The following is a 12,372-nucleotide window of genomic DNA, read 5'->3' as shown; positions in this document are numbered from 1 at the left end:
AACCAAAAACTTTAGTAAGAAGAGGGACGGAAATGACTGAGAAGCTAAAGCTGGCCAGCCACGTCGAAGCCATCAACTGGAACCGCATCCAGGATGATAAGGACGTCGAGGTTTGGAACCGCTTGGTCAATAACTTCTGGCTGCCGGAAAAGGTGCCGCTGTCCAACGACATCCAGTCGTGGAACACGCTCACCGAGGACGAGAAGCTGCTCACCATGCGCGTCTTCACCGGCCTGACCCTGCTGGACACCCTGCAGGGCACCGTCGGCGCCGTCTCGCTGATCCCCGATGCGCTTACCCCGCACGAAGAAGCCGTGTACACCAACATTGCCTTCATGGAATCGGTGCACGCCAAGAGCTACTCCTCGATCTTCTCGACCCTGTGCTCGACCAAGGAAATTGACGACGCATTCCGCTGGTCCACCGAGAACGAGAATCTGCAGAAGAAGGCGCAGATCATCGAGAGCTACTACTACGGCGAAGACCCGCTGAAGCGCAAGATCGCCTCGACCTTGCTCGAGTCGTTCCTGTTCTACTCCGGCTTCTACCTGCCGATGTACTGGTCTTCCCGAGCCAAGCTCACAAACACCGCAGACCTGATCCGCCTGATCATCCGCGACGAGGCCGTCCACGGCTACTACATCGGCTACAAGTTCCAGAAGGGCCTCGAAGGCCTTTCGGAGGAGCGCAAGCAGGAGCTGAAGGACTACACCTTCGAGCTCATGTTCGAGCTGTACGAGAACGAGGTTCAGTACACCCACGATCTTTACGACGGTGTTGGTCTGGCCGAGGACGTCAAGAAGTTCTTGCACTACAACGCCAACAAGGCGCTGATGAACCTGGGCTACGAAGCCATGTTCCCGGCATCGGTGACCGATGTTAACCCGGCGATCCTTTCGGCACTGAGCCCGAACGCCGACGAGAACCACGACTTCTTCTCCGGCTCCGGCTCTTCCTACGTGATCGGCAAGGCCGTGAACACCGAAGACGAGGACTGGGACTTCTAAGTCTGGCTTCCCGGTTCTATCGACAAGGGCGCTAGCTTCCACTGCGGAAGCTAGCGCCCTTTGCGTTTTGTCGAGGAGGGGTGATTCTTGGGAGTTTTCGTTTTCGCCAGCCAATGTCGCTGGTGATTCGTGCCCCGCTCAGCGAATTTTCTGGTTCAGCGGGAGCGGCGCGTCAATTCTCTCCGCCACTCGTTCCATGGCCGAAGCCTTCCGTCTTGGGACTGTCATGCCCGACATCGCTCCCCGGTGCTTCGGCAATTCGGAACCACGGCAGCGTCGATGATCCGAGAAAGGCCTACCTCAAGAACGTCGGGGCCAGTACCATCAGGTAATGGGTTCCATTGCGCTTTTCCGCTGCGACGACGCCCGCGCGCTGGCTAATTCATGTGGCTGCAAGGTCGACGCAGCGATCGTTGTTGGAAGACTGCGCACCCGGAGGACGGAACTATGGCACTAATCTCCCGGCGGTGGTATCCCCTCGCCGAAAGTGGTGACGCGTTCCTAAAGTCCGCTCACTTTCGCTACGAGCAGTCCGTGGAGACCGCGGCGCCAGCCGAACGGATCTGGGAAGTGCTGACTGGTTACGAGTTGCTCCACTGGGTACCGGTATGGACCGGTCTGCGCTGGGGCTCGCCACCTTTCGGCGTAGGGACAGTACGCGAGGTCACGCTGGCGGGAGTGCTCACCGTCCGGGAACAGTTCTTCCGCTGGGTCGAGGGGCAGCGATTTTCGTTCGGCGGTCTGGAGGCGACTCTTCCCGGCCTCAGAAATGTTGCGGAGGACTGGGCCATCGTGCCCACACCCTCCGGATCCCGCCTCACCTGGACGCTGGCCATTGGAGCACGCCCTTGGGCCGTCCCGTTAATCTGGTTGAGCGGCCCGATCATCAGAGGAGTACAACGCCGAGTCCTGCGCACTCTCCGGGAACATGTGAAGAACTGATGCAGGGACTCGCGAGCAAGACGAACGTACACTCGCACAAGGCTCTTCACCATTGACGGGTATCGGCCGTTCGACCTGCTAACCGCCGGGCCGGGCACAGCGGCCATGCCCCCGCACCGAAGAATGGGGTTCTGGGCCAGCCGGGTGGGGCAAATTCGGAATCTTGCCGCCACACCGGCCGGCCGGACGTGGGTGAAGAATGTTAAAGTCTTCTGTCCTGCCCGGAGCGCGCGTTGCGCAAAGGGACAGAGTGCTGCGCGGCCTTATTGCTTCCCCATGGCCACCCGCATTCGATCCTCAGGGGTGATGAGGTGGTCGTGGCTGTCATCGCCCAGGTCGATCTGGACCCATTCGATGTCGCCGGTGAATTTGCTGTTGCTGTCGGAATACCGGTCGGACACCGGGGACCCGGCATCGATGCCGACGTCGGCTGTTTCGTCGGCCGAGAACAAGATCGGGTGGGTGCGTTCGATGCGCCCGGCGGCGACCTGGCTGCCGTCGACGAACAGCGTAACTTCAGCCCCCTTGCCCAGTCCGCCGCCGTCGTAGGCGAATTGGGCGCTCACTTGATGGGCCCCGGCCGGCAGTGGTTCTGTGGCAGTGATGTGTGTGGTGTTCAGCCCCAGGAAGTTGTAGGTGTAGTTCAGCTTCCCGTCGTCCACGGACAACGCCCATCCTCCGCCTATGCCGCCCTGGGCGAAGATGACGCCACCCGTACCGGATTCAGCGACTGAAATGGCGGCGGTGACGGCGTGTGATTTGTTCTTGGTGTTGATGGTCGTGTGTTCGTTGAGGCCTGTCATGCCGCGGTAGAGCCGCTGGGTTTTGCCCTTGATGAGCTCGGGCCGCCCGGCAAGATCCGGGTTCATCCGTTCCACGGTGCGGTCATCGAGCGGGAGCACGTTGTGGCGGACGGCTTCGATGAGCCAGAGCCGCTGGAGTTCGTGGAGCCGGTCTGGTTGCTCTTGGGCGAGGTTGCGCGACTGGGTCCAGTCGGTCGTGGTGTCGTAGAGTTCCCACACGTCGTCGTCGAAGGCGGGCGGCTGGCCTGCCACCCACGGGGTGCTGTGGTGGGTCACCGCCGTCCAGCCGTTGTGGTAGATGCCGCGGTTTCCCATCATCTCGAAGTACTGGGTGGTGTGCGTGTCGGCGGCCGTTGCGTCGTCGAAGGAATAACGCATCGAGGTGCCTTCGAAGGGCTTCTGGGTGACGCCGTTGATCGTGTCGGGTTCGGGCAGCCCAATGACCTCCAGAACGCTGGAGGCAATGTCGATCACATGATGGAACTGGTGACGGATCTCGCCGCGGGCCGCGATGCCCGCGGGCCAGTGAACGACCGTGCCATTGCGCGTCCCGCCGAAATGCGATGCGACCTGCTTGGTCCACTGGTACGGGGTATCCATGGCGTGCGCCCAGCCGACGGCATAGTGGTTATATGATTCTGGGCCGCCGAACTTGTCGAGATTTTCGATCAGAAACTCGGGAGTCTCCAGTGCGCTTGCCTTGTTGAAGTAGGTCATCTCGTTGAAGGTGCCATTGAGCGAGCCCTCCGCGGAGGCCCCGTTGTCCCCGACAATGTAGTAGACAAGCGTGTTGTCCAGGAGGCCGTCTGCCTCCAGGGAATCGATCAGGCGTCCCACGTGGTGGTCGGCGAATTCAAGGAAAGCCGCATAAATCTCCATCTGACGTGCCAGGACCGGCTTGAGATCCTCCGGCATATCATCCCAGGCAGGAATTTCAGCATGCCGCTTGGTGAGGACAGCCTCGGCGGGAATCACCCCGAGCTCCTTCTGGCGCGAGAACGTTTCTTCGCGGACCGCGTCCCAGCCCTTGTCGAAGCGTCCTTTCTGCTTGGCGATCCAGTCCGCCGGCACATGGTGCGGGGCGTGTGTCGCGCCTGGCGCGAAATACATGAAGAAGGGCCGGTCCGGCGCCAACGACTTTTGCTGGCGGCTCCAGATGATGGCCTTGTCTGTCATGTCAACCATGAAGTGGTAGCCGTCCTCGGGCCGACCGACCTCCACCGGGGTCGTGCCTTCGATTACGGCCGGATACCACTGGTTGGTTTCGCCGCCGATGAAACCGTAGAAGTAGTCGAAACCCGAGTGCGTGGGCCATCGGTCGAGGGGACCCACCGGACTCGTCTCCCAGGCGGGAACCTCGTGGCACTTGCCGAACTGCGCGGTCGAATAGCCGGCGATCCGGAGGATCTCAGCCAGCGGCACCGTGGAATTTGGCCGAGAAGAGGTGTAGCCGGGGGCAGCCGTCGCGGCTTCCGTGACGGTCCCCATCCCGACCGTGTGGTGGTTCCTTCCCGACAACAGGGCCGCCCGGGTGGGTGCGCACAGTGCTGTGGTGTGGAAGCGCGTGTATTTCAGGCCGGCGGCTGCAAGCCGCTCGGCTGTTGGAGTCGCGCACGGGCCTCCGAAGGCGCTGGCCGCGCCGAAACCTACATCGTCCAGCAGGACGATGAGCACATTCGGGGCCCCGGGTGGCGGCTGCGTCGGTTGGATCGGCTCAAAATGCGAGTCGGGATCCCTGGCGTCGTAGGGCAGGAATCCCCGGTATCCGCGATCCGGCACGGGGAGTGAGACCGAGACTGGCTGTTGATTTTCCATGACCTTGTCTTCCTGTAATTGGTTCCGACCCATCTGCACCTTTGCTGGAACCGGGAGCTCCACCTGTCACGTCAGGAATGGTGTACTTTCCCGTTCGAGGGCTTGCGCGGGTGCAATTGTGGGTACGTGGCGGCGAACCAGCGCTTCAATACCGTTCTTGCTGGGTGGCAGAGGGTACTTCGAGGAAATGGCGGCCGCCGTCGCTGAAGAGGTGGATTTGATGTTCATCCGATCAGGGTTTCTACCCGGTAGCGCATTACCACCGCCCCTCCCGTTGCGAAGTTGGCCACGTCCGCGAATGGCGCCTGGCCTGCAGAGGATGAAACGGCCGAGGCCAAGTCCTCCTGGGAATCGTATTCCCCCTCGAACAAGGCGAAATACGGGGACCCTGTGTATGGATCCCCGATGCCGGAAACCCCAATGGAATAACGGGCCGCATTCAGGGATGGCAACTCGGCCGCCATCGGCAGGTGCTTGTTCACGTAGTAGTCCTCGAAGGCCGCACGCTCGGTGGGCTCGGGATGCAGGATCAGAATCTTTTGCATGACTGACATTCCTTCCAGACAGCTTCGCCAGTGGTGGACTCTCAAGTCCGGATGATGCAGCGGAAGCCCAGATGTGAAGTGGCGGTGTCGACAGCCTGAGGCATTCGTGCGGCGGGCCGATAGCGCTTGCAGTAGTTCGGTGCGCACAAGTGTGAACCGCCCTTCATCACCTTGCGCGGAATTCGCACGGGATCGTACGGGTCGATGCTCCGGGTTTGCATGTCACCCTGCGGATCTGCGGGTGTGCAGCAGGCATGAGAGGAATCGGAGTGTGACCGATACCAGTCGGAGGTCCATTCCCAGACGTTGCCGATCATGTCCACCAGGCCGTAACCGTTGGCCGGGAACGAACCGACGGGAGCGGTACCGGCGTACCCGTCCTGTCCAGTGTTCTGGAACGGGAACTCGCCCTGCCAGGTGTTGGCCATCCAACGTCCGGACGGGGTGAACTCCTCACCCCAGGCATAGGTGGCGCCGTCGAGGCCGTCGCGGGCGGCGAACTCCCACTCGGCTTCCGAGGGCAGCGACTTACCAGCCCAGTTCGCGTATGCCTCGACGTCGGTCCACGCAAGCTGTGCCACGGGGTGATCTTCCAACCCCGTTATGGAACTTCCCGGTCCCTGTGGTTGCCGCCAGTCCGCTCCCGGCACGTAGGTCCACCAGTTGTACGGATTGCCCAAGTCCACCGGATGCGAGGGTTGGACGAACACCGTCGCGGCTGGCACCAGCAGCTCGGGCACCGCTCCGGGGTAATCGGTCGGATCCGGTATCTGTTCGGCCACGGTCACGTGCCCGGTCTCGTCAACGAACCGGGAGAATTCGCGGTTCGTTACGGTGTGGCGGTCCATCCAGAATCCGCTGACCTTCACCTGGTGGGCGGGAGCTTCCTCGGGATAGTGATGGTCGGAGCCCATCAGGAACGTGCCGCCGGGAACCCGGACCATGTTTGGAGCAGGTGGTTTCCCGGCTGGTTTCGCTGCAGCGTCTGGACCTGCCGCGGAACTGGAGGAAACGGGAATCGCGGTGACCGGGTGGCTGACACCATTCGCGGGGTTCATAAGTCGCTAGTTCCCTTGCGCCGGATTGTCAGTACTTGTTGGGAAGAGCGCCTTTCAGTTGCCACAACGGATTGAAAACTGGTCACGGGCGACAGTTTGGGAAGTTCGTGGCCTAGAGACGTTTTGGCCAATGCCGGCTCCTCTCGGGTCCCATTTAGCGACCCTATCGCGCCCCCAACCCACGGATAATGCAGTCACCGTAGCACAACGATCCTTCCCACGATAGGACCGCGGGGTGGCTCCTCAACCCGAAATCTCATGTTGCCGAATTTGATGTAGTCACCATGGAGTCTCCTCGAAAGGGCCGCCGGTTACCTGCCGCTGCAAATGCCGGGTGAACCGTTTCGACAACTCTCTGAGATGTTCCATCTAGCGTAAAGAATGAGCCAAAATATGCATGAAACACCGTCGCCTCCGGTCCCGGGAATCTTTGTCGGCTTTTCTCACCCCACTCGATCGGCCGACGGTTCCCATGATGACGCGGTTGGTCGAATTTCGGTCAGCCGGGCGTGCCAGCCGGAGGACACGCAAAACTGGCGGTCGTGGCGCTGAATTGCCGACATTCGCGGCACAACGTGCGGGCAGACGGAGCACAGGCAGTCTGCCGCCCAAACGGTATCCGAACAAGGCTCGGACGTAGCCGCGACCTTTTGGACGGTCTACACTCGGGGCTATCCAGTACTGACAAGTGGTCCGGACACGGTCATCCGCTCACCGGCAACTGTTCCGATGGCGCGGAAAGGTGCCGGACCATTCCCGAACGATCTCCGCAGGTGTTAGGCGCGTCCTTCCCGGAACCCGAACAGGAGTCAATTGTGTATACCAACCTCGGCGGATGCGGGGGCTAGCATGGACCCTCCGAAGATATTGCTCCTTGCCTTTCAGGGGAGCATCATGCTGACGGTCTTTGGGTTCGGCCTGAGGGCCACCATCGCGGATGTCCTTTACGTCGTTCGCCGTCCGCGCATCCTCGTGATCTCACTGGTGTCCATGTTCATCGTGATGCCCTTTGTTGCCTTGGTCCTGGCCCTGCTCGTTGACCCGCCTCGCGTCGCGCTGGTGGCGCTGGTGACTCTCGCGCTGTCACCCGTTCCTCCAACCCTTTTGGGCAAGGAACACGATCCCGGTGGGCGCGCATCGTACGGGCTTGGGCTCACGGTAACCGTCTCTATCTTGTCGATCGTGCTCATTCCCGCATTGGTGTTGTTCCTGGGTAGCCTCACGGACAATCCGTTCAACGTAGGCTTCGCGGCGGTCGCCCGGCAGGTTCTGCTGGCGGTGGTGTTGCCGCTGGTGGCAGGCATGCTCGTACGAGCATTCCTGCCACGCCTGGCAGAAAGGGTGGAGAAACCGTTCGCCCTGGTGGCGAAGGTGGTGCTGCTGGCCGCAGTCGTGTTCGTGCTGGTCGCGGCATTCCCACAGTTCTTGGAGGTTCTGACGGCAAGAACTGTCGTGGCCTTTGTCGCTTTTACGGTGTTGGGCCTGGCATTCGGCCACATCATGGCAGGACCGAACCCCAGCGAATCGAGGGTTCTGGCACTTGCCAGCTCGCTCCGCCATCCGGGCATCGCCCTGGCAATCGCCACCCTGAACTTCCCGTCCATGCAGTTCGGGGCCGTCATCATCCTGTATCTGATCGTTGGCACGATCGTGTGCATCCCGTATATGAAGTGGATGCAAAAGCGTTCCGCGACACGGCTGGCCACCAACGGTAAAAGTTGACGCCGGGCCTTGCCGGCCGCGGCAGTTGCAAGGAAGGGAATGAATCGAATGGAGTTTGACTCGATCATGGAAGGCTTTGGCAGGGCCGTAGATGCCGCTGGCGTCCTGACAATAGTCATTGGAGCGGTCGTGGCGACTCTTCTGGCGGCCATGGCGTTGTTGCGCAACCGGCCAGGAACGATTTACGTGAATTACCGGGAGCGTTTGGGTCGTTCGATCCTTCTAGGCCTGGAACTGCTGGTGGCCGCCGACATCATTCGCACGGTCGCTGTGACCCCGACCTTCGAGTCGATGGGTGTTCTCGCACTCATTGTCCTGATCCGTACCTTTCTCAGTTTCACGCTGGAGCTTGAAATGACAGGAAGATGGCCCTGGCAAAAACTTGATACAGACAGGACCCCCGAGTCTTTGTGATTTGCTGGCGCATGAAAGGAGCGTGAAAGCATATGGTGCCCGTTGTCCTGGTCAGACCTAAGCTCTCAAGACATAGAAAATGATGGCCCCGCTTAGAAGCAGGACCAATGAACAGGTAATGATCGTGTAACCGAACCGTCGGTATCCACGGACCACGTTTGCCTTGCCCACTTCGTCGTCAGCCGCTTCTTCCGCCGCCACTACTGCGTCTTGGAGCATCGGGCTCAACGCTTGGAGACCGACAAACCAGGCAAACAGGAAAACATAAAAGATGACGAAGACGAAGACCGGGAAGCTGGGAGTGTTCGTGGCGAGGACGATCAGTGTCAGCAGCTCGGCGGCGATGAAGCCGGTGATCAGTATTGCCATCATGACAATGCCGTACTTGCCGGATAGCCCAAGGAATTGGATCTTCAGTTTGCGCCTACTGGCGGGATCCAGAAAATGGCTGGTGAGGGCAAAAGCGACAAATATCGATGGCAGGACCGTGGCTGCAGACTGGAAAAACTGCAGCTTGACTTCAATATTCATCAATACCCTCCCCGGTGGCCAGCGGCCGGGTCTTGGCGTAGAAGTTTATGCAAGACTACGCTCGGTCGAGGTCTGGCAACAGGGCAGCCTTTGCCTGAGTCATTTCTTGGTCCTTTTGTCCGTGCCGCCCGGAACTGAACAGGGGAACCTGCGTCCCGGAATTCCTACGAGCGGAGCCACGCTGCCAGACAGCTGTGAACCGCAGGCCCACCCTGTCCTTGCCGTTCGGCCACGTGGACTGACAACAAGGGAGAACTGGAACTCAATTTGCCGTGGATCGAGCTTCTCTTGCTCTCCAAGGATGACCATTTGCTGGCTGCGGAGCATCGGAGGCGGGCCAACTACGCTCAACCCGTCTTGGAGCCTGTCACTAGATGACCGCAGGCGCCCCAACCTGTGGGTCGTGACTTACGGAAATGCACTGGGTACCATGTTGACCACCACGAGAACTGCTTGCCTCCCCAGATTTCGCTGAAACGGCGAACCCGCGGCGCGTGGAAATGCTGCCGCAATCAAATCGGTCGACCGGTTGTGACAAGATCAGGACAATGGTCCACGGTTTGCAAGTAACCAGTCTTCTTCATCCTGCTTAGTGCAAAGAGACGCAAGGCATGAATACCGTGCAACCATCAACACCTCCACCCCAATCCGAGATTGGTCCCGCCGACGCGCGCTCCATCGGCAAAGATGCTTATACCTACGGTTTTCCGATGGTAGATGGCTACCGCATCATGCACGCCTATTTCGTCGACCGCGGGAATCCTGAATTCAAGGCTCCCTGGAACCAGCTCAGGAACATACCCCGTGTGTACACATCAGACGACACGACGGTACAAACGCCGAACTCGGACACGCCGTACTCGATGCTCGGTCTTGACTTGCGTGCCGAACCAATCGTCCTCACCGTGCCAAAGATTGAGCAGGAACGCTATTTCAGCATCCAACTGATCGACTTGTACACACACAACTTCGCCTACATCGGCAGCCGCACCACCGGCAACGACGGTGGCAGTTTCTTGGTTGCCGGACCGGGATGGAACGGTGAGACTCCCGCGGGAGTCGCCGCGGTGTTTCGGTCAGAAACCGAGCTTGCACTCGCGGTCTACCGAACCCAGCTGTTCAACCCGGAGGACCTGGAGAACGTTAAGACGGTTCAGTCCGGTTACATCACGCAACCTCTCTCAACGTTTCTTGGACAGCCCACACCCCCTGACTCGCCGCTCGTCGATTTCCCCAAACCGCTTACGCCAGCGGAGGAAGAGAGCTCACTGGCAGTGTTCGACCTTTTGGGTTTCCTCCTTCAGTTTTGTCCCATACACCCGTCAGAAGCGGAGCTGAGGGAGCGCTTCGCCAGGATCGGAATTGCCGCCGGCCGGAGTGTTGGGTTTGACAAGTTGGACCCTGGCGTCAGGGAAGGGTTCGAGCGAGGCATCCAGGACGCTTGGCACGACTTCGCCGCATTGAGGAAGCAAATGGACGCGGGTGAGATCGGCTCGGGACAGCTGTTTGGCACCCGGGAGTACCTGCAGAACAACTATCTGTACCGGATGGCCGCTGCGAAGCTGGGGATCTATGGCAATTCACAAGCCGAAGCCATGTATCCGCTCTACGGCACCGACGCCGAAGGCCGGCCGTTGGACGGAGCCAGCCGCTACACCCTGCGTTTTGCGCCCGGCGAGCTGCCGCCGGTTAACGCTTTTTGGTCCGTGACGATGTACAACATGCCACGAAGCCTGCTTGTGGCCAACCCGCTGGGTCGCTACCTGATCAACTCCCGTATGCTGCCCCTGCTTGCAAGGGATCCCGACGGCGGCCTGACCTTGATGATCCAGCACGATTCCCCGGGCGAGGACCGGAACGCCAACTGGCTGCCCGCCCCTGTCGGCCCGTTCATGATCGCCATGCGTCTCTACTGGCCGAAGGACGAAGCGCTGGCCGGCCAATGGACCGCGCCGCCACTGCAGCGCACCGAGCGTCGCCCGCCTCATTGACGCCGACCGTGAACGGTTCCCCGACCAAGCCACGCACATCGGCGGCTTGGACAGAGCAGTGGACGAGGCCAAAGAGGGACCGTCCGTTGACATGAATCACGATTCAACATGTCTTCGCTTTCCAACGTAGCGAGAATCCCGGTTCCTCCCATTCGCCATGGCTTTGGCGCAGTCGGCAGGACCGTCGTCTCGGTCGCGGGTCTCGCCGTCCGTCAACCCGAACCAAGGAGCGCCATGACGCAGACAACAGATGGCGGGGGAACAACTAAATCCCGGTTGTTGACCGCCATCGCGTCCATCGGGCCGCCAACTGCCGTCATCAGCGCGGTGCTGGCCTATTCCGGCTGGGCTCAAGCTGCCGCCCAGGCCAAGTACATGAATCTAAACCTGGCCCTGTTCGGATATACCAGCCAGGACTACATCCGCTTCAGTGTGGGCAACCTGTTCGCGCTGCTGGTCTGCCTCTTCGCCGTAGGCCTCTGCACCCTGCCGTTAGACAGATGGCTTCGCCGCCGGATTGAGCGCGGCGATGGCCCCACGGTTCGGCGGATGGCCGGGGTTGTTGCCTTCGTGGGCATCTTGGTGGCAGGTGCCGCTCTGTTGGTGCTGGTGCTTAAGTCCGATCGAATCACGCTGTATGCCCCCTACGTGGTTGCCGCCGGCGTTTTGCTCGCCGCGTGGGCGTTGCGGCTGCGCTGGCTTGCGCATCCCGGCAAACCGGAGGCGCTGTCGGTTGGGCATCGCGTTGGCCAAGGTGCGCTGTTACTTGGGCTCGTGACACTGCTACTGTGCTGGGGCGCGGGCAACCACGCCGACGCCGTCGGCCGCCGCGCGGCCATGGAGATCGAGCAAAACCTCGACGACCTTCCGCGCGCAGAACTGTACAGCTCCCAGCCGCTGGCCATCAGCGCGCCGTCTGTCATCGAAACCAAGCTCGGCACGGACGCCGCACCGGTCTACCGCTACGACGGGTTGCGGCTGCTGTCGGTAAGCGGCGGTCACCTGTTCTTCCTGCCCGACGGGTGGACGGCGCAGAGCGGGACCGTGGTGGTGTTGCCCGACAACGGCACGGTGCGGGTCCAGTACGGGCGTTGAAGATCAAATGCCGAAATCACCCGGCTGATACCGTCAAGCCCAGGGGCTGGCCATTTCGAAATGGGTGCCCTGGCTGGGTCATGCCCGGCAAGACTGCGGTCAGGGCACTCGGGGAACCAAGTGTCACCTCGCGATCCGACTGAGCCCATGTCGCGAATCGCAGACTCCGGCGAAGTCCAGGCCCGGGGTCGGCACGGGACGCAACACCATCATGGCCGTCACCGGAGCCGCGGAGCTATTGCGCATGGTGCTCCACCTGGTGTGGGCAATCATTGTTCTGGTGCGCAATCGTAAAGCCGAAAAGAAGGGCTTCCACAAGTATTCCCTTGTCGTCGAGGCAATATGGCTGATCGCGTAGTTCACCGGCGCCAACATGGGCTGACCTTTGCCGCCGACAACTCGACTCTGACGAGCTGCTCGGAGTCGTTGTAGACCCCGTCGCGCTCTAC

The 12,372-nt window shown here is 60.8% G+C and carries 12 protein-coding genes; 7 read left to right on the top strand and 5 right to left on the bottom strand.

Translation table 11 applies throughout. The annotated features are described in order from the left end of the window. Positions 1 to 32: 32 nt before the first annotated feature. Complete coding sequence (gene nrdF, locus ACFY5D_RS02970) at positions 33 to 1,007, top strand: class 1b ribonucleoside-diphosphate reductase subunit beta (RefSeq protein ID WP_387524824.1); 975 nt, start codon at positions 33 to 35, stop codon at positions 1,005 to 1,007. A 384-nt stretch (positions 1,008 to 1,391) separates the two neighbouring features. Continuing rightward, positions 1,392 to 1,949, top strand: a complete 558-nt coding sequence (locus ACFY5D_RS02965) for an SRPBCC family protein (protein ID WP_387524821.1) — start codon at positions 1,392 to 1,394, stop codon at positions 1,947 to 1,949. A gap of 263 nt (positions 1,950 to 2,212) precedes the next feature. Here the strand turns inward: ACFY5D_RS02965 and ACFY5D_RS02960 are convergent, their stop codons facing one another. From ACFY5D_RS02960 to ACFY5D_RS02945, 4 genes are all read right to left on the bottom strand, one after another. Continuing rightward, entirely contained in the window at positions 2,213 to 4,567 is a 2,355-nt protein-coding gene (locus tag ACFY5D_RS02960) for an arylsulfatase (RefSeq protein ID WP_387524819.1), read from the bottom strand. Positions 4,568 to 4,633: 66 nt separating this feature from the next. Beyond that, positions 4,634 to 4,795, bottom strand: coding sequence for a hypothetical protein (locus tag ACFY5D_RS02955; RefSeq protein ID WP_387524816.1), 162 nt, complete (start codon positions 4,793 to 4,795; stop codon positions 4,634 to 4,636). Beyond that, positions 4,792 to 5,112: an EthD family reductase gene (locus ACFY5D_RS02950; protein ID WP_387524813.1), complete on the bottom strand. Its 321-nt coding sequence runs from the start codon at positions 5,110 to 5,112 to the stop codon at positions 4,792 to 4,794. Before ACFY5D_RS02950 ends, ACFY5D_RS02955 begins: the two co-directional genes overlap by 4 nt. 41 nt (positions 5,113 to 5,153) lie before the next feature. Beyond that, a complete protein-coding gene (locus tag ACFY5D_RS02945) occupies positions 5,154 to 6,056 on the bottom strand; it encodes a formylglycine-generating enzyme family protein (protein WP_387524811.1) in 903 nt (300 codons plus the stop codon). A 1,008-nt stretch (positions 6,057 to 7,064) separates the two neighbouring features. On the opposite strand from ACFY5D_RS02945, the gene ACFY5D_RS02940 reads away from it, so the two are divergent. Further along, complete coding sequence (locus ACFY5D_RS02940) at positions 7,065 to 7,892, top strand: bile acid:sodium symporter family protein (protein ID WP_387524809.1); 828 nt, start codon at positions 7,065 to 7,067, stop codon at positions 7,890 to 7,892. Positions 7,893 to 7,940: 48 nt separating this feature from the next. Beyond that, positions 7,941 to 8,306: a DUF1622 domain-containing protein gene (locus ACFY5D_RS02935; RefSeq protein WP_387524807.1), complete on the top strand. Its 366-nt coding sequence runs from the start codon at positions 7,941 to 7,943 to the stop codon at positions 8,304 to 8,306. Positions 8,307 to 8,363: 57 nt separating this feature from the next. Here ACFY5D_RS02935 and ACFY5D_RS02930 read toward each other — a convergent pair whose 3' ends face one another. Continuing rightward, entirely contained in the window at positions 8,364 to 8,837 is a 474-nt protein-coding gene (locus tag ACFY5D_RS02930) for a hypothetical protein (RefSeq protein WP_387524804.1), read from the bottom strand. A gap of 611 nt (positions 8,838 to 9,448) precedes the next feature. On the opposite strand from ACFY5D_RS02930, the gene ACFY5D_RS02925 reads away from it, so the two are divergent. The 3 genes from ACFY5D_RS02925 (at position 9,449) to ACFY5D_RS02915 (ending at position 12,281) form a co-directional block, all read left to right on the top strand. Further along, a complete protein-coding gene (locus ACFY5D_RS02925) occupies positions 9,449 to 10,828 on the top strand; it encodes a DUF1254 domain-containing protein (RefSeq protein ID WP_387524801.1) in 1,380 nt (459 codons plus the stop codon). Between the two features lie 234 nt (positions 10,829 to 11,062). Further along, positions 11,063 to 11,923 (top strand): hypothetical protein, encoded by an 861-nt coding sequence (locus ACFY5D_RS02920; protein ID WP_387524798.1) that lies wholly within the window; start codon positions 11,063 to 11,065, stop codon positions 11,921 to 11,923. A 211-nt stretch (positions 11,924 to 12,134) separates the two neighbouring features. Beyond that, positions 12,135 to 12,281, top strand: a complete 147-nt coding sequence (locus ACFY5D_RS02915; RefSeq protein ID WP_387524795.1) for a hypothetical protein — start codon at positions 12,135 to 12,137, stop codon at positions 12,279 to 12,281. Positions 12,282 to 12,372 lie beyond the last annotated feature (91 nt).

Origin of the sequence: Paeniglutamicibacter sp. NPDC012692, assembly GCF_042901625.1 — a bacterium.
Taxonomy (GTDB): domain Bacteria; phylum Actinomycetota; class Actinomycetes; order Actinomycetales; family Micrococcaceae; genus Paeniglutamicibacter.
Note: the sequence above shows the minus strand (reverse complement) of the source record. Positions and strands in the feature narration are given on the sequence as shown.